At 71.5% G+C, this 21,752-nt stretch carries 20 protein-coding genes; 6 read left to right on the top strand and 14 right to left on the bottom strand.

The genetic code is table 11. The features are described 5' to 3' along the window. Positions 1-8 precede the first annotated feature (8 nt). The 4 genes from OG338_RS12365 to OG338_RS12350 form a co-directional block, all read right to left on the bottom strand. Entirely contained in the window at positions 9-1,160 is a 1,152-nt protein-coding gene (locus OG338_RS12365; protein WP_405937388.1) for a serine hydrolase domain-containing protein, read from the bottom strand. 166 nt (positions 1,161-1,326) lie between these two features. Further along, positions 1,327-2,691, bottom strand: coding sequence for a DUF2637 domain-containing protein (locus OG338_RS12360; protein ID WP_405940399.1), 1,365 nt, complete (start codon positions 2,689-2,691; stop codon positions 1,327-1,329). A gap of 137 nt (positions 2,692-2,828) precedes the next feature. Then, the gene (locus tag OG338_RS12355; RefSeq protein WP_405937387.1) at positions 2,829-3,683 is read right to left on the bottom strand and encodes a DUF3558 domain-containing protein; all 855 of its coding nucleotides are present in this window, start codon (positions 3,681-3,683) and stop codon (positions 2,829-2,831) included. Between the two features lie 144 nt (positions 3,684-3,827). Further along, entirely contained in the window at positions 3,828-4,691 is an 864-nt protein-coding gene (locus OG338_RS12350; protein WP_405937386.1) for a DUF3558 domain-containing protein, read from the bottom strand. A 171-nt stretch (positions 4,692-4,862) separates the two neighbouring features. Here OG338_RS12350 and OG338_RS12345 point away from each other — a divergent pair, with 171 nt between their 5' ends. Further along, positions 4,863-6,056, top strand: coding sequence for an RtcB family protein (locus OG338_RS12345; protein WP_405937385.1), 1,194 nt, complete (start codon positions 4,863-4,865; stop codon positions 6,054-6,056). Positions 6,057-6,096: 40 nt separating this feature from the next. Here OG338_RS12345 and OG338_RS12340 read toward each other — a convergent pair whose 3' ends face one another. From OG338_RS12340 to OG338_RS12330, 3 genes are all read right to left on the bottom strand, one after another. Then, the gene (locus OG338_RS12340) at positions 6,097-6,957 is read right to left on the bottom strand and encodes a hypothetical protein (protein WP_405937384.1); all 861 of its coding nucleotides are present in this window, start codon (positions 6,955-6,957) and stop codon (positions 6,097-6,099) included. Positions 6,958-7,117: 160 nt separating this feature from the next. Continuing rightward, on the bottom strand, positions 7,118-7,876 hold the full coding sequence (locus OG338_RS12335; protein WP_405937383.1) for an SDR family NAD(P)-dependent oxidoreductase: 759 nt from the start codon (positions 7,874-7,876) through the stop codon (positions 7,118-7,120). Between the two features lie 69 nt (positions 7,877-7,945). After that, entirely contained in the window at positions 7,946-8,281 is a 336-nt protein-coding gene (locus OG338_RS12330; protein ID WP_405937382.1) for a YnfA family protein, read from the bottom strand. A 90-nt stretch (positions 8,282-8,371) separates the two neighbouring features. Here OG338_RS12330 and OG338_RS12325 point away from each other — a divergent pair, with 90 nt between their 5' ends. Together OG338_RS12325 and OG338_RS12320 are read left to right on the top strand one after the other, a co-directional pair. Next, entirely contained in the window at positions 8,372-8,881 is a 510-nt protein-coding gene (locus OG338_RS12325) for a hypothetical protein (protein ID WP_405937381.1), read from the top strand. A 31-nt stretch (positions 8,882-8,912) separates the two neighbouring features. Continuing rightward, a complete protein-coding gene (locus tag OG338_RS12320; protein WP_405937380.1) occupies positions 8,913-9,395 on the top strand; it encodes a MarR family winged helix-turn-helix transcriptional regulator in 483 nt (160 codons plus the stop codon). Between the two features lie 93 nt (positions 9,396-9,488). On the opposite strand, the gene OG338_RS12315 is transcribed toward OG338_RS12320, so the two are convergent. The 7 genes from OG338_RS12315 to OG338_RS12285 all read right to left on the bottom strand — a co-directional run bounded on the left by OG338_RS12315 (position 9,489) and on the right by OG338_RS12285 (position 18,137). Then, a complete protein-coding gene (locus OG338_RS12315) occupies positions 9,489-10,328 on the bottom strand; it encodes an NAD(P)H-binding protein (RefSeq protein WP_405937379.1) in 840 nt (279 codons plus the stop codon). Positions 10,329-10,426: 98 nt separating this feature from the next. Beyond that, positions 10,427-10,966 carry a GNAT family N-acetyltransferase gene (locus OG338_RS12310; RefSeq protein WP_405937378.1) on the bottom strand — a complete coding sequence of 180 codons (540 nt, stop codon included), beginning with the start codon at positions 10,964-10,966 and terminating at the stop codon, positions 10,427-10,429. Between the two features lie 60 nt (positions 10,967-11,026). Beyond that, the gene (locus OG338_RS12305; protein ID WP_405937377.1) at positions 11,027-11,191 is read right to left on the bottom strand and encodes a hypothetical protein; all 165 of its coding nucleotides are present in this window, start codon (positions 11,189-11,191) and stop codon (positions 11,027-11,029) included. Between the two features lie 157 nt (positions 11,192-11,348). After that, entirely contained in the window at positions 11,349-12,002 is a 654-nt protein-coding gene (locus OG338_RS12300) for a hypothetical protein (protein WP_405937376.1), read from the bottom strand. Further along, positions 11,999-12,340 (bottom strand): hypothetical protein, encoded by a 342-nt coding sequence (locus OG338_RS12295; protein ID WP_405937375.1) that lies wholly within the window; start codon positions 12,338-12,340, stop codon positions 11,999-12,001. The genes OG338_RS12300 and OG338_RS12295 overlap by 4 nt, the downstream gene beginning before the upstream one ends. Beyond that, on the bottom strand, positions 12,337-17,448 hold the full coding sequence (locus tag OG338_RS12290; RefSeq protein ID WP_405937374.1) for a caspase family protein: 5,112 nt from the start codon (positions 17,446-17,448) through the stop codon (positions 12,337-12,339). The genes OG338_RS12295 and OG338_RS12290 overlap by 4 nt, the downstream gene beginning before the upstream one ends. A gap of 92 nt (positions 17,449-17,540) precedes the next feature. Continuing rightward, a complete protein-coding gene (locus OG338_RS12285) occupies positions 17,541-18,137 on the bottom strand; it encodes a hypothetical protein (protein ID WP_405937373.1) in 597 nt (198 codons plus the stop codon). Positions 18,138-18,267: 130 nt separating this feature from the next. Between OG338_RS12285 and hemL the strand changes: the two genes are divergently transcribed. The 3 genes from hemL to OG338_RS12270 all read left to right on the top strand — a co-directional run bounded on the left by hemL (position 18,268) and on the right by OG338_RS12270 (position 21,711). Next, positions 18,268-19,584 carry a glutamate-1-semialdehyde 2,1-aminomutase gene (hemL, locus tag OG338_RS12280; RefSeq protein ID WP_405937372.1) on the top strand — a complete coding sequence of 439 codons (1,317 nt, stop codon included), beginning with the start codon at positions 18,268-18,270 and terminating at the stop codon, positions 19,582-19,584. After that, the gene (locus tag OG338_RS12275; RefSeq protein WP_405937371.1) at positions 19,581-20,276 is read left to right on the top strand and encodes a histidine phosphatase family protein; all 696 of its coding nucleotides are present in this window, start codon (positions 19,581-19,583) and stop codon (positions 20,274-20,276) included. The genes hemL and OG338_RS12275 overlap by 4 nt, the downstream gene beginning before the upstream one ends. A 163-nt stretch (positions 20,277-20,439) precedes the next feature. After that, the gene (locus OG338_RS12270) at positions 20,440-21,711 is read left to right on the top strand and encodes a hypothetical protein (protein ID WP_405937370.1); all 1,272 of its coding nucleotides are present in this window, start codon (positions 20,440-20,442) and stop codon (positions 21,709-21,711) included. The last annotated feature ends 41 nt before the right edge of the window (positions 21,712-21,752 follow it).

The raw sequence follows: 21,752 nt of genomic DNA, 5'->3' as shown, positions 1-21,752 counted from the left end.
GAGAGGGCTCACCCGCCGCAGTACTCCGCCTCGCTCACCGCGTTCAGGTCGCCCGTCCACTCCCCGTTGAAGTTGAGGGCCAGGGAGTGCCGGCCGTCCTCGGTGGTCATCGCGGTGGAGACGGAGCCGGGAATACCGCCGGTGTGCCCCCAGACGTGAACCCCGCAGGACAGGGTGGTATCCATCAGCGCGAGGCCGTATCGGACGTTGGGGACGCCGTCGATCCTCACGGTCGTCTTCATCTCCTTCAGCTGCTTCGCCGGAAGCAGCCGGCCGCTCAGGAGGGCGCCGAAGAAGCGGTCGAGGTCGGCGGAGTCGGAGATCATCTCGCCCGCCGAATAGGCGAAGGAGGGGTTGCGGACCGTGACGTCGTACGCCGGTCCCTCCGCGGACGGACCGAGCTTGGAGTAGCTGCGGCTGCTCGGGGACGGAAGAGTGACCCGGTCACCGGGGACGGAGGTCGCACGCAGGTGCAGCGGGCGGATGATACGGCGGGTGACCTCGGTGCCGTAGGAGTGTCCCGTCGCCTTCTTGATGACCAGCGCGGCCAGGACGTAGTTGGTGTTGGAGTACTCCCACCTCGCGCCCGGCTCGAACAGCGGCGCGTGCCGCATGGCGACCGCCACCAGGTGCTCCGGGGCGACGTGGTCGTAACGGTGCTCGAAGAAGCCGTCCTTCTGGAAGTAGTCGGCGTCGAAGCCGGGGTCGGCGATGTAGTCGTAGATACCGCTGGTGTGGTTGAGCAGTTGGCGCAAAGTGATCCGGCTGCCGTCGTTGCCGTGGCCGTCGACCACTCCGGGCAGCCACCTGTCGACCGTGTCGTCCAGGGACAGCCGGCCCTCGGCCTCCAGCTGGAGCATGACGGTGGAGACGAAGGTCTTGGTGATGCTGCCGATGCGGTACCGGTCGGCGGTGGAGCGCGGCCGGTGCGTGCGCAGGTCGCCCACGCCGGCCGTCGTGGACCAGGTGCCACGGGCGTCCCGCACGGTGGCCGTCACGCCGGGAACCCCGGCCTTGACCTGCGCCTCGATCGCCTTCCGGGTGGCGGAGTGGCCGTTCCCGGCAACGTTTCCGGTCCGGCCGGCGGCGACGGCGGGGGCCGCGAGCGCCGCCGTGAGGAGCAGGGCGGTGGCGCCCACCAGTGTCGTACGTATGCGCATTTCTTCCCCAAGCGTGCAATGTTCCGGTGCGGTCGCGGGGAGGGACCTGCGTGGCTGATTCCGGGTTGAGCCGCTACGGGACGGTTGAGCCACTTTCGGCCATTGCGCGGATAACGGCCCTTCTCCGGCACCGGCTCGGTGTCCCGGCCGGGTCTCCGTGCGGGGATTACGCGATGTGGTCGGCTTCCAGCTCCGCGTGGAAGCGCCGCTTGAACTCCGGCATCAGCTGCCGGATCAGCGCCTCGCCGCGCGGGTGGCGGACGTTGTGCCCGTCCGAGAGGTGTATGTCGAGCACCGCGACGCTCGGGTAGTCGTTGTTCTCGGCGATGAACGCCGAGAACACCTCGTACGCGATCTCGGCGAACTCCTCGTCCTCCTGCGTCCACTGCTGTGCGGGCGCCTGGACGGGGTCCTGTACGGGCATGGGCTCCGGTACGGGGGGCTGCTCGGGCTGCCCGCCGGGGACGGTGCTGCCGACCGTGCCCACATTGCCCAGCGGGCGGGTGCGGCCGCCCGGACCCGAGGGAACCTGGTGCGGCACCGGGCCCTCGACCTCGAATTCCGGGTCGTACCCGCCCTCGTACACCTTGGCGGTCGCCTGGGACGGGAACCAGGGGTTGTCGTTCTCGTCGGTGGCGGGCCGGCCGGGGGCCTGGGAGTGCTCCTGGGGCTGCTGCCATTCCTCCGGTACGCCGGCGGGGGCGTCCGGGGTCGCGGTGTGGGGCAGTTCGGGGTGCTGCTGGGCGGTCTCGACGGCGGCCGGGACCGCCTGGTCCTGGGCGGCCTGGTCCTGGGTCGCCGTCCCGGAGGCGGCGGCCATCTCCAGGGCCGGATTCGGGGGCAGGAGTGCGGGTTCGATGCCCGCGGCGGCGAGGCCCGCGGGGCCGGTGTCGGCGAGCGGGACGCCGTACTTCGCGAGGCGCAGCGGCATCAGGGACTCGACGGGGGCGCGGCGGCGCCAGTTGCGGCCGTAGCGGGCCTGGAGGCGGGCCTGGTAGATGAGCCGGTCCTGTTCCAGCTTGATGACCTGCTCGTAGCTGCGGAGCTCCCACAGCTTCATGCGGCGCCAGAGCCGGAAGGTGGGGATGGGCGAGAGCAGCCACCGGGTGAGGCGGACGCCCTCCATGTGCTTGTCGGCGGTGATGTCCGCGATCCGGCCCACGGCGTGGCGGGCGGCCTCGACGGAGACGACGAAGAGGACGGGGATGACCGCGTGCATGCCGACGCCGAGCGGGTCGGGCCAGGCGGCGGCGCCGTTGAACGCGATCGTCGCGGCCGTCAGCAGCCAGGCGGTCTGCCGCAGCAGCGGGAACGGGATGCGCAGCCAGGTCAGCAGCAGGTCCAGGGCCAGCAGGACGCAGATGCCCGCGTCGATGCCGATCGGGAAGACCAGTGAGAAGTCCCCGAACCCCTTGCTCAGGGCCAGCTCGCGCACCGCGGCGTACGAACCGGCGAAGCCGATCGCGGCGATCAGCACCGCACCGGCCACGACCAGACCGATCAGCACCCGATGCGTACGCGTCAGCTGCATCGCAGCCACCCCCCATCCCCTCCCTGTTCCCTTGTCCTCGTCCGTGCTCGTCGCCGATGGCTTGTTTCCGGCGGGCACAGCCTGGCACATGTGTGCGAGAGGTGTCGCGGGGGGAGGGGCGGGGGCGGCCTTCCGCGTCAGTCCGAGGACTTCGACCCAGCCGACGAACTGGGCTTCTCGGACGGCTTCTTGGAAGAGCCGCCGGACGCCTTGTCAGCCGACTTGTCAGCCGCCTTGCCGGTGTCCTTGTCCGACGCCTTGTCCGACGCCTTCGGGGACGCGGCGGTCTTCGCGTTCGCGTCGGTGACGGCGGCGACCGCGTCCTTGGCGGCCATCGTGGCGCCCTTCAGGATGGTCTCGGCGGACGGCGTCTTCGAACCGGCGTAACCCGCTCCGTTGTAGTTGACGACCACGACGACGTTCCCGGTGCGGGCGACGATCGTGGTGAACCGGAAGTCCTCGTCCGTCTTGGACTGGTCGTACGTGATCTTCGTCGCCTGGTCGCCGATGCCGCTGACGGACCCGGTCGCGATGTTCTTCGCGTCGTCGGTCGCCTCGGTCTTCTTGACCTGCTTGTCGAACTCCTCGCCCGCGCGGTCGGCCCCGCTGCCCAGGGTCTGGTCCGAGGCGAAGCGGGTGAAGCCGACGTCCAGCCAGCGGTACTGGGAGCCCTTGACGCCCTTGTCGGCCAGCCCGTTCCAGGAGCAGCCGCCGCGGACGGAGGCATCGCTGGACTTGCTGCGGGTGCCCTTCTTGCTCTTGGCCGAGGGGACCAGGGACTTGACGGTCTTCGCCTCGACGGACGCGCAGGGGTCGGGCAGCTCGGCGAACTTCGCCGCCTCGACGGCCGGTTCCGACTTCGTCGCGTCCGGCGTGGCGGAGGCCGTTTCCTTCTTGTCGCCGGAGTCCGACGAGCAGCCGGCGACGACGAGCATCACCGGGACGGCGGCGCAGGCGAGTATGCGGGTGAGTCGCGGGGCTGATCGGTGCATGGTTCCTTCACTCGGATGGCGCGGCGGTCGGGGGACGGTGGTGGCTCCGGAGGGCCACGGTACGACGGACGGCGCCCGGATGCCGCCTTCGCCAGCGGGCGCGGGGAGCGGTGCTCGGGGGCCGGGGCGGGCCGGGCGGTGGTGTCAGTCGTTGAACGAATCGACCAGCTGACGGGCCAGTGCCTGGGCCTTCTCCTGGAGTTCCTTGCTGTCGGGGACCTCGGAGGGCATGGCCGGCTGGGCGGTGTACTCGACGGTCACGATGACGTTGGATGTGCGGAACACCACGCTCACGGTGCGGTGGCGGGCGGGGGCGCCGGCCCGGCTGAGCGTGTCGTCCAGGAACGCGCTGTCGCCCAGCTTGTCGAGCAGCCGGGGCTGGAGGCTGTCGGCGGGGCTGCCGGCGGTGGTGTCACCGGCCCCCTTGTCGTCGCCGGTCGCGCCCTTGCCGTCCGCGCCCTCGGTGCCGTCCGCGCTTTCGCTGCCGTCCGTGCCCGGGTCCGTGCTCGCGTCCGGGCCGCCGGAGCCGGACGGGGACGCGTCGTCGGACGCGTCGGGGGTCTCCGGCGGCAGGGCGGTGTCGGGCAGGTCGGCGGCGGTCTCCTTCTTCGCGTACACCTCGCGGGCGCGGTCGTCGTCGCTCACGGCGGTGTCGTAGGAGACGACGCGCTCGAAGTCCAGGTGGATGCTGCGGGTGCCCTCGGGGACGTCGGACTTCCAGCGGCAGCCGATCCGCCGGTCGGTGTCGTACGTGACCGTGGCGGTGCCCTCGAACACCTTGTCCTGCCGGGCCTCCGGCATGTCGGCGGTGCCGGGCAGGAGGTCCTTGAGGGTGGCGCGCGGGATGGCCCGGCAGGCGTCGGGGAGGGTGAGGTACTTGCCCGGGGGAGCAGCGGAGACGGTCGGGGTGCCCGGCTTGCCGTCGGGGTCGGAACCGCCGCTTCCGGTGCCGCCGGTGCAGCCGGCGGCGAGCGCCGCGATGAGCACGGCGCCGGTCGCGTACGCCATTCGTCGCACGGTCCTGGGCTCCCTTCGTGCGAAAAACGGTTGCCGCCCGATGGCGGCCGATGGACACAATGTGTATCGCACGCGCCGCTGTGAACGCCGGTCGGACCGTCTTTTCGTCGATCTTGGCGCCGGTTTTGCGCTTTCAGACTTTTTCGGGGGAATCGAGGGGCTATGTCGTATGTAGAAGTACCGGGTGCGAAGGTTCCCATCCGGATGTGGACCGACCCGGCGTCGGTCGAGGACGTGGCGATGCAGCAGCTGCGCAACGTCGCCACGCTGCCCTGGATCAAGGGCCTGGCCGTCATGCCCGACGTCCACTTCGGCAAGGGCGCCACGGTCGGCTCGGTGATCGCGATGCACGGCGCGGTCTGCCCGGCGGCGGTCGGCGTGGACATCGGCTGCGGCATGTCCGCGGTCAAGACCTCCCTGACCGCGAACGACCTCCCCGGCGACCTCTCCCGCCTCCGCTCGAAGATCGAGCAGGCGATCCCGGTCGGCCGCGGCATGCACGACGACCCGGTCGACCCGTCCGCCCTGCACGGCCTGGCGGCCGGCGGCTGGGACGACTTCTGGTCACGGTTCGACGGGGTGGCCGAAGCGGTCAAATTCCGCCAGGAACGCGCCACGAAGCAGATGGGAACGCTCGGCGGGGGTAACCACCACATCGAGGTATCGCTGGATGAGTCGGGCGCGGTGTGGCTCACGCTGCACTCCGGCTCGCGTGCCATCGGCAAGGAACTGGCCGACTTCCACATCGGCCGGGCGCAGGGACTGGCGCACAACCAGGGCCTGGTCGACCGTGACCTCGCGGTCTTCCTCGCGGACACGGAACCGATGCGCGCGTACCGCAACGACCTCTTCTGGGCGCAGGAGTACGCGAAGTACAACCGCGCCGCCATGATGGCGCTCCTGAAGAACGTGATCCGCAAGGAGTTCAAGAAGGCGAAGGTGACCTTCGAGCAGGAGGTCAGCTGCCACCACAACTACGTCGCGGAAGAGCGCTACGAGGGCATGGACCTGCTGGTGACCCGCAAGGGCGCCATCCGGGCCGGTGCGGGGGAGCTGGGGATCATCCCGGGGTCGATGGGCACGGCCACGTACATCGTGAAGGGTCTCGGCAACGAGAAGGCGTTCAACTCGGCCTCGCACGGTGCCGGTCGCCGGATGAGCCGGAACGCGGCGAAGAAGCGGTTCTCCACGAAGGACCTGGCGGCGCAGACGCAGGGCGTGGAGTGCCGCAAGGACTCCGGTGTCGTGGACGAGATCCCCGCCGCGTACAAGCCGATCGAGCAGGTCATGGAGCAGCAGCGGGACCTGGTGGAGGTCGTCGCCAAGGTGAAGCAGGTCATCTGTGTGAAGGGCTGAAGGCGGGCGGGCCCGGGCCCGCCCGCCTTCGCTCACCGGTTCAGCCCTGGATCTGCCCCGATCTCAGCCGCCACAGCCGGACCGAACAGCTTGCCTTGGTGCGGTCGAGTTCCACCGCTGCGGCCGCCACGTCTCCCGATCGCAGGAGCAGTTCGTCCTCCCAGGGCCTCCAGCGCCGGTTTTTCGCGCGGGGCTTGAGTTCTGACGGGCGCTGCCAGCCGGAGAGAGACGTGGCAGACGCCTGTTTACGAGGTAGCGCGAGGCATCCCGGATAGTAGAAGTGCTCGGCCAGCGTCACGGCGGCCTCCATCGTGTAGAGGATGTTGTAGACGCCGTCCCGGCTGTTGCGCGCGATCGAGCGCCGGGTGCCGGTGACCTTCTTCGCGTAGAAGCAGAGGTACGCGCCCACGGCCGTGCTGGCCGTGGTGAGTGACACGAACGGGAAGCCCTGGCCGGTGTAGCCCAGCGAACCGTCGGCGTCGATCACGCCCCGAAGGTAGTCGCGGGAGGAGAAGTCGACGCGAGGCGGCTTGATGCGCCGCGACTTGGGGCCATAGGGAAGGCCCAGTTCGTTGAGCACGGTCCGTGCTTCGAGGGAGCAGAGGCTCCAGGTCGCCGAATGGTGGCGGGCGGAGAAGTTGGTGGCTCGTACCCGCTCCTTGATGCTGGAGCTGTACGGGGTGAGCTGCTGGAACTCGCGCAGGATGGCGATGTCCCGCACATTGAGTTCGACGGTGAGGCGGCCTTTTCTGCCGGTTCCGGCAGCGAGGTGGCCGTCGGCCTGGATGAAGCCGAACATGTAGCTGTAATCGGGATCGGTGAGATCCATGAACCCGCCTGTGCGGGGCGCCAGAAGGTCTGCGTCGAAAAGCGCGAGGGCGTTAGGGTCGTGCTCGGCCACGGGAAGCTCCACTTCCTTGGTGGTCAGGCTCTCGGCCGGGCTGCAATCCGGGCCGAGAGCCGTTCTGTATGAAGTTGTGACCGACCGTACGCCGGTGACCTGCGCTGTTTCCGGCGATCGGGGGAGCTTTCCCTCGGACGGGTGACGGACCTCGGAGAGGTCAGCTGGTGCGGTGCACCTTCGAGTTGGATGCCTGGGCTCGGGGGCGGACCACCAGGAGGTCGATGTTGACGTGGCTGGGGCGGGTGACCGCCCAGTTGATCGTGTCGGCCACGTCGTCGGCGGTGAGGGGGGCCTCGACGCCCGCGTAGACCTTGGCGGCCTTGTCCGTGTCGCCGCGGAAGCGGGTGGTGGCGAACTCCTCGGTCCTGACCATGCCGGGGGCGATCTCGATGACGCGGACCGGGGTGCCGACGATTTCCAGGCGCAGGGTCTCGGCCAGGACGTGTTCGCCGTGCTTGGCGGCCACGTAACCGCCGCCGCCCTCGTAGGTGGAGAGGCCGGCCGTCGAGGAGAGGATGACCACCGTGCCGTCGCCGCTCGCGGTGAGGGCGGGGAGCAGGGCCTGGGTCACGTTGAGCGTGCCGATGACGTTCGTCTCGTACATCTGCCGCCAGTCCTGCGGGTCACCCGTGGCGACCGGGTCGGCCCCGAGCGCGCCGCCCGCGTTGTTGACGAGGACGGCCAGGCTGCGGAACGCGGTGGCGAACTCGTCCACCGCCGCGCGGTCGGTGACGTCCAGCGCATAGGCCGTCGCCTGGTGGCCGGCCTCGGTGAGCTCGGCGGCCAGGGCCTCGATGCGGTCCTTGCGGCGGGCGGTGAGCACGACGCGGTAGCCGGAGGCCGCCAGCTGCCGGGCGGTCGCGGCGCCGATGCCGCTGCTCGCTCCGGTGACGACGGCGATGGGGGTTGCGGCCATGGTCGGGCTCTCCTCGGACGGCTGAACGGTACGGTCGGACGGGGCCAGGATAGGCAGGTCGGACCGGCGTCAGTGGTTGCGGGGGGCGTACATGATCACGGCCATCCCGGCCAGGCAGATCAGCGCGCCGGTGACGTCCCAGCGGTCCGGCCGGTAGCCGTCGGCGGCCATGCCCCAGGCGATCGAGCCCACCACGAACACCCCGCCGTACGCCGCGAGCACCCGCCCGAACTCGCCGTCCGGCTGAAGCGTCGCCACGAAGCCGTATGTGCCCAGCGCGATGATCCCCGCGCCGATCCAGGCCCACCCCCGGTGCTCGCGTACGCCCTGCCAGACGAGCCAGGCGCCGCCGATCTCGAAGAGCGCGGCCAGGACGAACAGGGCGATGGAGCGGAGCACGGACATGGGAGCAGGGTGTCATGGGCGGCGCGCCGCGAGACGCGCCGAACCGGTCGGTAAATATGTGCAATTCGGGGTAATCGGTATCTTCGGTTCATGTTTCTGACGCGCAGGGCTCTGCTGGGGGTGTCCGCTGCGGCGGCGATGGTGGCGGCCGCGGTGCCGCTCGCGGGTGGTACGGCCTCGGCGCACGGCGCGCCCGTGGTCCGGGGTATCGAGCCGGAGGCGGATGTGTCGCACCACGGGCACGTCGTGCTCCGGGGCGACCTGCTCACGATCCGGCTGCACAGCCAGAACCGGGGGCCCTCGGACGTGGCCGACGCGACCGTGCGGCTGCGGGTCTCCGTGCCGCTGGCCGGCCGGCAGGAGCTGCCCGGCGACTGTCTCCGGGCGGACCCGCAGACCGTGCTGTGCCGGACGGGGCCCCTGCGCGCCGACGGCCGCCACCAGCGGCGGATCGCGCTCGGCCTCCGGCTGGCCGGGCGGCCCGACGAGGTCGTCGTCCGGGTCGGCACCGCGTACAACGGCGGGACGACGGACCGGGACGCCGGCAACAACGAGCACGAGGTGCTGGCCCTGGCGACCGGGGACGCGTACGTGTTCTGAGCCGCCCCCGCCGGATTCGTACACTCTCCGCATGCCGCCGAAGCCGTCCCCCCGTCGCAGCGCCCTGCTGGCCGAGATGTCCGTCGTGTCGCGGCGCTACATGGCCGCGTACGCGCTGTTCAACCAGGCTGTCGCCGACCGGCTGGGACTGCACCCGACCGACCTCCAGTGCCTGAACCTGCTCGGTCTGGAGGCGGCGCCCGTCACCACGGGGCGCGTCGCCGAGCTGACCGGGCTCACCACCGGGTCGGCGACCCGGCTGGTGGACCGCCTCGTGCGGGCGGGTTACGTGACCCGGGCGCGGGACACCGCGGACCGGCGGCGGGTGCTCGTGGCGACGGTGCCCGAGCGCATGGCGGAGTTCGGCGCGGTGTGGAAGCGGCTGAACGGCGGCTGGGACGCGCTGTTCGACGCGTACGACGATGACGAGGTGGCCCTGCTGCTCGGCCACATGCGGCGGACGGTGGAGCTGAGTACGACGCAGATCGCGCGGCTGCGGGAGGGCGACGCCTGACGGGGCGCCGGGTCCACGGGGCGAGCGCCGGGGCGGACCTCGACCGGCTCGCCGGCGGCCGGGATGCGGGAGGCGGGCCCGCCGCCTGCGGATTCAGGGGCGGAAGGCGGCGGCGTGCTCGGCGGCCCAGGCGGCGAAGGTGCGGGCCGGGCGGCCGGTCAGCCGCTCCACCCCGTCGGCCACCTCGGCGGGGCTGCCGTCGGTGGCCGCCCAGTAGCCGAGCAGCCCGTCGGCGACCTCGGCGGGCATGAAGGACGCCATGGACTCCTTCCAGGCGGCCGGCGTCACCTCGTTGACGGCGGCCGGGACGCCGGCGGCGTCGGCCAGGACGCGGACCTGCTCGGCGGCGCTGAGGGACGCGGGTCCAGTGAGGTGGTGGGCGGCGCCCTGGCGGGCCGGGTCGGTGAGCGCGGCGAGGGCGGCCTCGGCGATGTCCGTCTCGTGGATCGGGCTGCCCTCGCTGCGGGGGAACGGCAGGTCGACGGGGCGCCCGGCGCGGAAGGCCCCCGACCAGCCATAGGCGTTGGTGGCGAAGGCGCCGGGGCGCAGCAGGGTCGCGGTGAGCGGGGAGGCGAGCAGCGCCCGCTCCACCGCGTGGTGTGCGGCGGCGATCGGGTTGGCCGCCGGGTCGGGGACCAGGACCGAGCTGGAGGACAGCAGCACGATGTGGCGTACTCCGGCGGCCCGGGCGGCGGTGAGGAAGGCGTCGATGTGCGCCGGTTCCGCGTACAGGAAGACGGAGTCGACGCCCTCCAGGGCGGCGGGGAACGTGCCGGGGTCGCCGAGGTCGCAGGTCACGGCGGGGACGCCGGGTGGCGGGGTCAGCTCGGCGGCGTTGCGCGAGGCGGCGCGGACGGGGTGGCCGCCCTGGTGCAGCAGGGCGGTGAGCGCGGCGCCGACGCGGCCGCGGCATCCGGTGACGAGCGTGAGCATGGGTCTCCTCAGGTGAGTGCGTCACGCATAGGTTGCGTGACGCAGGTAAATATCCAGGAGGCGGCAGCACCCGTCAAACGCTTAAGACCGCCCCGGCGTCAGGCGTCCGGGTGCAGGTCCAGCCGCCAGTCGTGGGTGAGGAGTGGGTGGCCGGGCGGGTACTCGATCTCGCACTCGCCGAGCAGGGTGAAGCCGGCCTTGCGGCAGACGCCGTTCGACGGGCCGTTCGCCACGGACGGGTAGGCGTGCAGATAGCGGTGCTTGTGCTCGGCGCGCGCCGCGTCGGCCACCGCGAGCGTCGCGGCCGACGCGATGCCCCGGCCCTGGAACTCCGGCAGGACCGTCCAGCCCGTCTCGTACACCTCCTGGTCCCGCCAGGGCCGTTCCCAGAAGCCGATGGTGCCCACGGCCTCCGCCTCACCGGCCAGGGCGACGCGGAACATCCGGCCCCGGCCCGTCCGGTCGGCGCTGAGCGCCACGTAACGGGCATGGCGCGCTATGAGCTGCGACTCCGTCTCGGGCCCGCCCAGATGGGCCATCAGCTCCGGCGCGTTGGCGCGGCGGAGCAGGTCCAGGTCGTCGTCCGACCAGGGCTCGATCCGTACGGGCGAGGCTGCGGGGCGCTTCACATCGGCCATGACCGCACTGTAGGACGCGGCACTGACAGCGGGGTCTCGCCGAGACCGGTCCGCGGCATCCTAGGCCCGGTCCCGGTCCCGGCTCTCGGTCAGCCGGGCGGCCTGCTGGGTGTACGGGGACGGCGGCGCGGGATGCCTGCGCCGCCACCAGGTGCTCGCGGCCGTGTAGAGGCCGCTGGCGAGGAGCAGCGCGGGGATGGACAGGGTCAGGAGTGTGTCGCCCATGGCAGCCTCCTTCGGGAGGGCGGTGCCTCCTGCATCGGCAGGGCGGACGGGTCGGCTGAAGATCACTCTTCGGCCATTGAATGGCCGGATCGGGCCTGCCTAAATCTGTCCGTCGAGCACATGACCGCAGGTGGGGGCGCCAGTGCGCGACGCGCCGTCAGCAGCCGGACGCGGGTGCAGCGCTCAGGGCCCGCGTGCCCCAGGTGAGGGTGCGCAGGGTGTCCTTGGGGCCGTCGCCCGACGCGGCGGCGGGCGCCTTGACGCGGACGGTGACGCCGGAGGGGCCGAGGGACACCAGTTCACCGCAGACCGTTCCTTCGCGGGTGTGGACGGTGACCGTCGTGGCGTCCTGCCCGCTCGCGGGCGCCACCCAGGTCGCCAGCACCCCGGCCGCGGTGGCCAGCACCCCGGCGACGGCGAGCCAGCGCGCGCGGTTGACCAGCACGGCGATGCGCGCGCACTCCCTCTTCTCCCAACGGATGAGCGCCGTCTCGTCCGCGTACGCCAGCGCGTCCTTCGGCCGCCCGTGCGCGGCCGAGGCCGCGGCGAAGGCCGACGACAGCAGGGCCAGCAGGCCGACCGCGATGGCGGCCACGACGCTCCACCGGTAGCCGGGTTCCAGCTCGGCGACGTTCTCGCGCCCCTTCAGCACCAGGACGGCCGCCAGCAGCGCGGTCGCGGTGGCGAGGAAGTTGCGCCAGCCCTCGGCCTGCTGGCGGGCGATGGCCAGCTGCGCCTGGACCATGTCGTACAGGCGCTCGCGGGCCTGGAGGCGGAGTACCCGGGCGGACAGCCGGGGCAGGCCGGTCATCGGGCGCCCCGCGCCGCGGCCGGTGCCGGAACGACCTTCCACCACGCGCCGCAGCCCTCCCGTTCCAGGGGGTCGTGGGGGTGTGTGTACCGGCATTCGCAGTGCATACGGTGCGACTCGGCGGCCGGCGCGGCGGAACCGCCGTTCCGCTTCCAGGGCCGGCCCTTGGGCACGGCACCGGGCGAGAGCCGGGGCAGCGCCATCACGTTCGCGCCGTGGCAGACCGGACAGGTGGCGGTGAACTCGGTCTCGCCCACCTCTTCGCTGACGCCCTCCCTCAGATCGGTGGGCGGTGCGACCTGCTGCTCGCGGTACGGCACTTCCTGATGCGGCGTCATGCGGACTCCTTCTCCGCGCCCTCGGTACGGGGCGCCTGTTCGGCGGGTACGCGGAGGCCGAACCACGGCGCGTAGTGGGCCAGCCGGCGGCGGACCTCGGGGACGTCCAGCTCGGTCTCCTCGGCGGCCAGCTCGATGTGCTCGTGCGTGACGTCTCCGACGAGGGCCGGTTCGCTGCCGGTGAGGTGCCGGGTGAGCAGGACGACGTCCAGGCAGTCGGGGGCGTGGTCGTCGTCCGGGGCGGGGTTCCCGGGCGCGAGGCGGTCCGCGAACAGCCCGAGTTCCGGGTACGAGGCGAGGGCGCGGTGGGTGGCGTTGAGGCCGAGGCCGAGGCGTACGGCGGTGATGGTGAGGGTGAGGGGGGTGACGGCGCCCTGGCTCAGGGGGTGGAACCGGAACAGTTCCTCCAGTCTGGCCCGGACGGTGGGGTCCGGTTCCTGGTCCGGCTCCTGGCCGTCCGGTGGTTCCTGGGCGGCGGGGAGCGCGGGGGCGCCGAGGACCGCGTAGGCGCGGAGTTCGGACACCGCCGTTGCCAGGTCGATTCCGCAGTCGTGGGCGTAGGTGACGACGTCCCGGCGGGTGAGCTCGGCCTTCCACATGTCTGTCCAGGGCGGGCACAGCGCGCGGAGCGTCCCCAGATGCGGCCTCAGGGACCGCGCCTCTTCGGGCACGTGCACGACGCCGATGCCGTAGGGCTCGGCCGCCTGGCGCACTTTGTCGGCTGTGTCACCGACTGTGGCGCGGTGGTCAGCCGCCAGGACCACGAGGAAGTGGGCACCGACGCGGTTGGACGTGGGGTCGCAGGAGACCGAGAAATCCCAGGTGCTGTCACGGAACCGCAGCGATCTGCCGACCTCGCACAACTCGGCCGGGCGCTCGTGGGGCGGAGTGAGCCACCACCGGCGCACCGCTTCGGGGGCATCGGTGTTCACCAGCCCCGCGGCGGCCAGAGCGGCGACCGCTGCGACGTCGTCCTCCACCGACGGGGGCTGCGGCTTCTCCCACAGGGCGCGCAGCACGGTCCAGGTGCTCAGCGGGGTGTCCGCCGACCGGTTCCCTGCCGTGAGGTCGGCCCACCACGACGGAGCGGTGACCGAGGCGAGCGGGCCGGGCGAGAGGCCGTCCGCAGGCAGGGAAAGTCGCTCGGCGGTCTCCTGGGCGGAAAGAACCGTGGTTCCGACGGTCGGGTCACCGCGCAAGGCCGACATCCGGACGACCGACAGCATGCTGATGGGTGACCCCGCCGGCGATTCGTGCGGCATCTCGCGGCTCGGGAAGAGACCCATCGTCAGGTCATCGTCTTCCAGGGACCGGAGGTCTCCCACGTCCTCGCTCACCCTGAAGCCGATTCGCTCGTACCGCCGGGCGATGGCCACCACGGCGGCAGGTTCCATGTGCAGCGCCCTGGCCCACCAGACAGCGACGTTGGCTGTTACGGCTGCGGGGAGCGGACCGAGTTCCGAGAACGTCTCGGCGCTGAGAACCACGCAATCGTGTGTGTCGGGGATGTGCCGGGCGAGGTCCCCGAGCGCGGGTGGTTCGGGGATGTCGGGGTTGAGTGTGCGAAGCGGCCGGACCAGTTCGGCGGCTTCCTGGAGTGTGATGCCTGCGTAACCCGCGATGAGGAGAAGGGGGGTGCAGGCCGGCGGTGTCAAACTCTCCGCGGGCGGTTTGTAAGAGTGCGTGTACAGCTCGTACGCCTCGGCCAGCCGGCGGCTGGTCTTGAGGCCGGCCAGCTCGGGGATGCTCGGTACTTCGGGGACCGGTACCCCTGCGACGGCCCAGCGCCGGAGTGCGCGTACCACGGTCCGCAGATCGTGACCACCGTCCGCAGCCGCCTTGAGCGCCGCGCTCATGGGGTTCCAGTCGACGCTTGGCATCTCACGGAACAACAGGGTGTCGAGGGGCGCCGGGGCCGGGAACCCGGGCGGGTGGCCGATACGGGTGCGATCGGCCGTGGGCCCGCGCCCCCGGTCGGATGCGGCCACGATCTGGGACCGCCACCAGCGGTAGAAGTAGGTTCGGGAGGCCAAATCGGCGGTATCGGTGGGCGAGATATCGGAGTTCTCCTCGTCGGAGGGGAAACAGCCGAGCGAGGCCAGGGGTATGACGTTGTCCGGGGCTCTCACGGGCCTGGCGTTCCACTCGTCCAACGTGACCCGCGCCCCGTCGGCCAGCAGACGCCGCACGACGATCTCGCCGGTGCGGGCGTCGTCCTTGACGAGTTGCCACAGCCAGCCGAGCGGGAGGGGATCCCAGAGCTTCAGCGCGTCAACGGCCTCGGCCAGTTCCTTCCGGACCAACTCGGCCGCGAAGCCCTGAAGCCGGTTGCGGTCGACGCTGAGCTCCGGGTCGTGCCGGCGGCGCAGATTGACCACGTAGCCGTGCGGTTTCTCGTCGTTCCCCACGAAGATTCCGTCCACCAGCCGGGCGCCCCGGCCCTGGACCCACCACGGGCCCTCGGACGACTTCGCGGGTACCACGGGGTTGATCGACTTCAGTACGCCCGGCTCCCAGCTGTCGGAGTCGTGCGGAGTGGTGAGGTTGTCCTCCACGGTCAGCCGTACCGGTGTGTGCCACACCTGCTCCCGCATGATCCGTACGACCGAGGGCGGCGACTCGGCGAACTCGGGCCGCAGATACAGGCGGACGCAGGTGCCGGCCCCCTCCATGGAACCGTCCCGGGACGTGCGCATCAGGCCGGAGTCCGACGTCACATGCACATGGTGGCCCGTCTCGCCGCTGCCGAATCCGCTCCCGTTCGCGGGCCGGGTGGTCACCTCGATCGTCTCGGCGAGCATGAAGTAGCTGAAGACGCCGATGCCGAAGCGGCTGTTCAGCTCCGGCCGCACCCCCTTGCGGCGCCAGCGGCGCAGTTCGCGTACATGCTGCGGCGACTGCTCGAAGCGGCGGCCGGCCCGCGAGAACAGCTTGTCGAGCTCGTCCTCGGTCATGCCGATGCCGTTGTCCGCGCAGTCCAGATAGACCCGCCCGTCCTCGCTGCGGCCGAGGACGAAGGTGATCTCGTACGCGGAAAGCTCCTTGACGGGCGTGCCGGCGCGCAGACCGCTCTCCTGCGGGACGGCGGCCGCGTAGCTCTGGCGGGCGTGCCGGCGGCGGCAGGCGTCCAGCGCGTTCTGGTACAGCTCGCGGAGGGCCAGCATGTGGTCGCCGTACAGCTGCGTGCCCATGATGAGCGGCTTGACGCCGTCCTCCGCGAGCTGGAAGCGGGGCGGCGGGGACTTGTAGCTCTCGTCCCGGGGCTCCAGGCCGCCGGTGCCGATGTGCCGGGGGAGCCGGGCGTAGAGCGGATGCCCGCGGTGGGCGTCGCGGAGTTCCTGCGCGGCGGCGGCCGCCGACTGCGCCTGGCGGTCGAGCGCCACGTGCAGCGCGGGTCCGGGGCACTCGAAGACCAGGCCCCAGTCGTGGCCGCCGGTCGGGGCGAAGCCGCCGTCGTCCAGGCCGGCCACGAGCGTCGCCGGGTCGGTCACGCCGTCGCCGAGGTGGTCCACGACGATCCCGTCCAGCATCCGGGGGTCGATCGCGAGCAGCTCGGCCATGTGCAGCAGACCGGCCAGCTGGGCGGGGCGCCAGGTCGTCGTGTCGGCGAGCGCCAGGCTCTCGGCCAGCTCCTTGTGCCAGGCCCTGCCGTCCGGGGCCTTCGTCCCGGGCCGGGTGTGCATCTGGGAGACCACCTGGAGGAGCGCGTCGCGCAGCCGGTTGCGCCGGGTGGGCTTCGACGTGACCTCCAGGAACGCGGCGTACGCGGCGGCGTCCGTCACCAGCCCGAGGACGTCCGCCATGCTCGCCAGGGCGCCGATCACCTCGCCCCCGTCCTCCGGCGGGCACCAGAGCTGGTCCCAGTCGGCGGGGAGCCGGTGCCTCAGCCACTGCTCGGCGGCCACCGCCGTGTCGGTCGCCCCGGCGGCGTGCAGCCGCCGGCGCTTGGCGTCGATCTGCCGGTAGGCGCGCCGGACGTCCTCCATGTCATGGCCGAGGTGGTCCCGGTACGTGTCCCCGGCGCCCGGCCCGCCCGCCTCGTCCCCGCCCGGCCCGGCCGGCGGGTACAGCTCCGCCAGGGCCCGGCGGCTGCACGCCACGGCGGCCTCGCGGACGAACGGGGCGGCCAGCAGGACGACCACCTCAAGGGGGCTCAGCCGACCGTCCGGGCCGTCCGGGACGAGCCGGTCGAGCTGGACGAGCACGCGCTCGGGGAACTGGGGGTCCTCCCAGCGGTCCGGGCCCGCCTTGCGCACCCGGCCGGCGTCGTGCCGGATAAGCAGGACCCGGTCGATCAGGAGGCTGAGGCGGTCCTTCAGCCGGCCGGTCACCACCTCGTCGCTGGTGACCCGGGTCCACAGCGGCGAATCGTGCATGGCCGCGGTCCAGCCGCCGGCGCCCCGGCCGGAGGCGCAGATCTCCCGCCGGGCGGGCCCGGCCGGCGCGTCGCCCAGCGCACTGCCCAGCCAGGTCACCTCCACCGGGTGCCGGCTCCCGTTGTCCCGGGCGATCTCCTCGGTCCGGCGCTTCACCTGGGTGAGCACCTCGGAGACCGTGCGCCACGGGGTGTCCGGGGCCAGCGCCTCGGCCAGTGCCCGGCCCATGAAGCTGCCGTCCCCGGTGCCCATGGCCCGCTCGCCCGCCACGCACGCCTGGACCAGCACGACATTGCCGCGCTCGGGCGCCACCTGGGGTGGGGGCGGGGTCCCGATGTCCGGATCGGCCTCGTCCCGGCAGGCATCGAGGCAGAGCATCACGGTGGCGGCGGAGCGCAAGGCGTCCAGCAGCTCGTTGGGCGCCACCTTGATCAGGCTGCGCAGCAGCTCCGGATGCCCGTTGACGGGCACCAGATAGTCCGCGTCGGCCCGGCGCACCCCGTGGCCGGTGAAGTAGACGAGGGCGAAGTCGTCGTCCCCGCACTCGGCGAGGAAGGCGTTGAGGGCCAGGGTGATGCCGTCGCCGGTCGCCTGCTCCGGGTCCAGGACCGTGATCGCCGCGTCCGGGTAACCGGACCCGGTCAGGGCGTCCCGGACGCGGGTCAGGTCCTGCCGGACGAATTCCAGGTCCGGCTGAGGGGCCGCGATCAGCAAGGCCCGTGATACGCCCATGACGGAGCGGTCTCCTCCCCCTGGGCCAAGGAGCACCGGCCCCCTGGCGCCGCACTGTCGTCAGCGCAACAGTACGGCCCGGACACCCTTCGTCAGGGCCAGACCAGGCAATACGCCTGATGCCCCGCGTCGTGCAGCCGGTGCGAGAAGTCCTGCCACTCGTGGAGCAGCTGGTAGACGTTGAACGCGTCGCTCGGGCCGCCGCGGTCCGGGACCGTGGACCAGATGAAGGCGGCGGCGCCCACCGACTCCTCGCCGACGCCGCGCAGCGGGTCGACCACGGTCATGGGGAGCTTGACCACCGCGTAGTCGGGGTGCAGCACGACCAGTTCCAGCGGGGGGACCTTGTGCAGCGGTATGCCCTGTATGCCGGTGAGGACCATCGCGGCCACCGTCTCCGGCTTGATCTTGGTGAACATGCCGCCCATGCCGAGCTCGTCGCCGCCGAGCTCCTCGGGGCGCATGGAGATGGGCACGCGTGCCGCGGTGGCTCCGTCGGGAGCACCGAAATATTTGTAGGTCACCCCCACTCGGCCACCACTCCCGCTCCCGGCTCCGCCGCCTGTCCGCGCCTCACCGGCCTGTATGCCCTGTGTGTGCTCGGTCTCGCGCCGCCGGTGCCGGCCACGCCGGGCAGGCTCGGGCCCCGGGCCGTCGGTCCCTTCGCCCACTCCGCCACCGCGATGCATATCTCATCCACCCGACTACTCACTAGGAGGCACAGCCCCCGCCGTGCAACCCGATCATCGTGTCAGTGACCTCCCCCACGGGCGTGCGGTGAAACACCTGTCCGCAAAGACCGTCCGTGGCTCTGACACCATGGCATGTGTGAGCTTTCCCTATGACGCCCCAGTTTCGCAGACGCTTTTCGACCGCGCGTCCCTCGTGACGCCCGGCGGCGTGAACTCTCCCGTCCGTGCCTTCCGGGCCGTGGGCGGTACGCCCCGGTTCATGGTGTCCGGTACCGGTCCGTACCTGACCGACGCCGACGGGCGGGAGTACGTCGACCTCGTGTGCTCGTGGGGGCCGATGATCCTCGGCCATTCCCACCCCGAGGTGATCGCCGCAGTCCAGGAGGCCGTCGCCCGCGGCACCTCGTTCGGTACGCCCGGCGAGGGCGAGGTCGCGCTCGCCGAGGAGATCGTCGCGCGCGTCGAGCCGGTCGAGCAGGTGCGGCTGGTGTCGTCGGGGACCGAGGCGACGATGTCCGCGATCCGCCTGGCCCGCGGGTTCACCGGGCGGGCCAAGGTCGTGAAGTTCGCCGGCTGCTACCACGGCCATGTGGACGCCCTGCTCGCCGCGGCCGGGTCCGGCGTCGCGACCTTCGGGCTGCCGGACACCCCCGGGGTCACCGGCGCGCAGGCGGGCGACACGATCGTGCTGCCGTACAACGACCTGGACGCGGTGCGCGCCGCGTTCGCCGCGCGGCCCGGCGAGATCGCGTGCGTGATCACCGAGGCGTCGCCCGGCAACATGGGCGTCGTCCCGCCGCTGGACGGGTTCAACGCGGGGCTCAAGGAGCTGTGCGCCGCCAACGGTGCGCTGTACATCTCCGACGAGGTGATGACCGGATTCCGTACGTCGAAGGCCGGCTGGTACGGCGTCGACGGGGTCCGCCCGGACCTGATGACCTTCGGCAAGGTCATGGGCGGCGGCTTCCCGGCCGCGGCGTTCGGCGGGCGCGCCGACGTGATGGCGCACCTGGCCCCGGCCGGCCCGGTCTACCAGGCGGGCACGCTGTCCGGGAACCCGGTCGCCACCGCCGCCGGGCTCGCGCAGCTGCGGCTCCTCGACGACGCGGCGTACGCGAAGGTGGACGCGGTCTCCGCCGAGATCCGGGGTCTGGTGAGCGCCGCCCTGGACAAGGAGGGCGTCGCGCACACCGTGCAGGCGGCGAGCAACATGTTCTCCGTCTTCTTCACGGACGGACCCGTCCGCGACTACGAGGACGCCAAGCGGCAGGAAGCCTTCCGCTTCACCCCGTTCTTCCACTCGATGCTGGCGCAGGGTGTCTACCTCCCGCCGTCCGCGTTCGAGTCGTGGTTCGTGTCCACCGCCCACGACACGCAGGCCGTCGAGCGCATCGCCGCCGCCCTGCCCGCCGCCGCCCGCGCCGCCTCGGAGGCCACCGCATGAGCGAGAAGCCCGCCACCACCGACGACATCACCGTGGTCCACCTGATGCGCCACGGCGAGGTGCACAACCCGGAGGGCGTGCTGTACGGGCGCCGGCCCGGGTACCACCTCTCCGAGCTGGGCCGGCAGATGGCGGACCGGGTCGCCGAGCACCTGGAGAAGCGCGACATCACGTACGCCGTCGCCTCCCCGCTGGAGCGCGCCCAGGAGACCGCGACCCCGATCGCCAAGGCGCACGGCCTGGACCTCGCCACGGACGAACGGCTCATCGAGGCCGCCAACGTCTTCGAGGGCAAGACCTTCGGCGTCGGCGACGGCGCGCTGCGCAAGCCGGACAACTGGAAGCACCTGACGAACCCGTTCCGCCCGTCCTGGGGCGAGCCGTACATCGAGCAGGTCGTCCGCATGATGGGCGCGCTCGACGCGGCGCGGGACGCGGCCCGGGGGCACGAGGCGGTCTGCGTCAGCCACCAGCTGCCGATCTGGATCGTCCGCAGCTTCGTGGAGCGGCGGCGGCTCTGGCACGACCCGCGCAAGCGGCAGTGCACCCTCGCCTCGCTGACCAGCTTCACGTACCGGGGCGACAAGATCGTGTCCGTCGGTTACTCGGAGCCGGCCCGCGACCTGGTCCCGGCGCACCTGCGGGCCGGTGCGAAGCCGGTCAAGGGCGCGTCGAAGGGGTTCGGCGCGTAGCGGCCCTGCGGGCCGGAGTTAGTACCTCTGTTCGGTAAACGTCTGGGGCTGGTTTCGTAAAGAATTTTGTGCTATCCGGGGGAACCTCCGTGTGCCTCCTCCCATCTAAGCGATTGCCAGTTTGTATGGACTTAAGGCAAAACGACCGCAGATGGGAAGCCGCATGCGTGAGATCAGCCGAAGGGGATTGATCGGAGCCGGGCTGGGTGCCGCGGCCGCCGCCGGAATGGCGGGGTGCGGCGCCACCCACTCCTCCGGCCCCGGCACCGGAGACGGAAGCCCGAGCCCCGACAAGGGCGCCGCCGGCCAGAAGGCGGCCGGCGGAACCTCGAAGGGCACCGGAAACAAGAAGGACGTCCGCGCCATCGGCGACGGTTCCACCGCCTTCACCGGAAAACAGCCGAAGCAGCCGCAGGCCCCCGTGCCCCTGGAACCGGGCCAGAAGCCGCCGCAGTTCGTGATCTTTTCCTGGGACGGGGCCGGCGAGGTCGGCAACGGACTCTTCCCGCGCTTTCTCGAACTCGCCCGGGAACACGACGCGTCGATGACCTTCTTCCTCTCCGGCCTCTATCTCCTGCCGGAATCGAAGAAGACGCTCTACCGCCCGCCGAACAACCCCGTCGGCGCCTCCGACATCGGCTATCTCACCGACGCCCACCTCAAGGCGACGCTGAAGAACGTCCGGCGGGCATGGCTCGACGGCCACGAAATCGGCACCCACTTCAACGGGCACTTCTGCGCCGGCTCCGGATCGGTCGGAAACTGGACCCCCGCCCAGTGGCAGAGCGAAATCGACCAGGCGATCTCCTTCGTCACCCAATGGCGCACCAACACCGGCTGGGACGACGAGGAATCACTCCCCTTCGATTACCGAAAGGAACTCGTCGGCGGCCGCACCCCCTGCCTCCTCGGCCAGGACAACCTGCTGCCCACCGCCAAAAAGCTCGGCTGGCGCTACGACGCCAGCTCGCCCGGCGGCACCCAGGTCTGGCCCGTCAAACGCCAGGGCGTCTGGGACCTGCCGCTCCAGGGCATTCCCTTCCCCGGGCACACCTTCGAAGTCCTCTCCATGGACTACAACATCCTCGCCAACCAGTCGCAGAACTCGACCAAGGGAATGCCGTCCCGCTATCCCGGCTGGCGCGAACAGGCCACACAGTCCTACCTCGGCGGATTCAAGCGCGCCTACGAGACGAACCGCGCGCCCTTCTACATCGGAAACCACTTCGAGGAGTGGAACGGCGGCATCTATATGGACGCCGTCGAAGAAGCGCTCAAGCAGATCGCCGGAAAGCCGGATGTGCGCCTCGTCTCCTTCCGGCAGTTCGTCGACTGGCTCGACGTCCAGGACCCGGCGGTCCTCGACAAGCTCCGTACACTCCAGGTCGGCCAAGCACCCGCGGGCGGCTGGAACACCTTCTTTAAACGAGCCTGACAACGGGCTTTACGGGCACCGAGGGGGGTGCCCAAGATCCC

The sequence above is a fragment of the Streptomyces sp. NBC_00726 genome (genome assembly GCF_045161735.1).
Taxonomy (GTDB): domain Bacteria; phylum Actinomycetota; class Actinomycetes; order Streptomycetales; family Streptomycetaceae; genus Streptomyces.
This window is presented reverse-complemented; position numbering and strand designations above follow the sequence as displayed.

What these genes read in the sequence shown, in the direction of transcription:
- OG338_RS12365 (WP_405937388.1), bottom strand. Translation starts at nt 1,160, where the DNA reads ATGCGCATACGTACGACACTGGTGGGCGCCACCGCCCTGCTCCTCACG.
- OG338_RS12360 (WP_405940399.1), bottom strand. Translation starts at nt 2,691, where the DNA reads ATGCAGCTGACGCGTACGCATCGGGTGCTGATCGGTCTGGTCGTGGCC.
- OG338_RS12355 (WP_405937387.1), bottom strand. Translation starts at nt 3,683, where the DNA reads ATGCACCGATCAGCCCCGCGACTCACCCGCATACTCGCCTGCGCCGCC.
- OG338_RS12350 (WP_405937386.1), bottom strand. Translation starts at nt 4,691, where the DNA reads ATGGCGTACGCGACCGGCGCCGTGCTCATCGCGGCGCTCGCCGCCGGC.
- OG338_RS12345 (WP_405937385.1), top strand. Translation starts at nt 4,863, where the DNA reads ATGTCGTATGTAGAAGTACCGGGTGCGAAGGTTCCCATCCGGATGTGG.
- OG338_RS12335 (WP_405937383.1), bottom strand. Translation starts at nt 7,876, where the DNA reads ATGGCCGCAACCCCCATCGCCGTCGTCACCGGAGCGAGCAGCGGCATC.
- OG338_RS12330 (WP_405937382.1), bottom strand. Translation starts at nt 8,281, where the DNA reads ATGTCCGTGCTCCGCTCCATCGCCCTGTTCGTCCTGGCCGCGCTCTTC.
- OG338_RS12325 (WP_405937381.1), top strand. Translation starts at nt 8,372, where the DNA reads ATGTTTCTGACGCGCAGGGCTCTGCTGGGGGTGTCCGCTGCGGCGGCG.
- OG338_RS12320 (WP_405937380.1), top strand. Translation starts at nt 8,913, where the DNA reads ATGCCGCCGAAGCCGTCCCCCCGTCGCAGCGCCCTGCTGGCCGAGATG.
- OG338_RS12315 (WP_405937379.1), bottom strand. Translation starts at nt 10,328, where the DNA reads ATGCTCACGCTCGTCACCGGATGCCGCGGCCGCGTCGGCGCCGCGCTC.
- OG338_RS12310 (WP_405937378.1), bottom strand. Translation starts at nt 10,966, where the DNA reads ATGGCCGATGTGAAGCGCCCCGCAGCCTCGCCCGTACGGATCGAGCCC.
- OG338_RS12305 (WP_405937377.1), bottom strand. Translation starts at nt 11,191, where the DNA reads ATGGGCGACACACTCCTGACCCTGTCCATCCCCGCGCTGCTCCTCGCC.
- OG338_RS12300 (WP_405937376.1), bottom strand. Translation starts at nt 12,002, where the DNA reads ATGACCGGCCTGCCCCGGCTGTCCGCCCGGGTACTCCGCCTCCAGGCC.
- OG338_RS12295 (WP_405937375.1), bottom strand. Translation starts at nt 12,340, where the DNA reads ATGACGCCGCATCAGGAAGTGCCGTACCGCGAGCAGCAGGTCGCACCG.
- OG338_RS12290 (WP_405937374.1), bottom strand. Translation starts at nt 17,448, where the DNA reads ATGGGCGTATCACGGGCCTTGCTGATCGCGGCCCCTCAGCCGGACCTG.
- OG338_RS12285 (WP_405937373.1), bottom strand. Translation starts at nt 18,137, where the DNA reads ATGCATCGCGGTGGCGGAGTGGGCGAAGGGACCGACGGCCCGGGGCCC.
- hemL (WP_405937372.1), top strand. Translation starts at nt 18,268, where the DNA reads ATGGCATGTGTGAGCTTTCCCTATGACGCCCCAGTTTCGCAGACGCTT.
- OG338_RS12275 (WP_405937371.1), top strand. Translation starts at nt 19,581, where the DNA reads ATGAGCGAGAAGCCCGCCACCACCGACGACATCACCGTGGTCCACCTG.
- OG338_RS12270 (WP_405937370.1), top strand. Translation starts at nt 20,440, where the DNA reads ATGCGTGAGATCAGCCGAAGGGGATTGATCGGAGCCGGGCTGGGTGCC.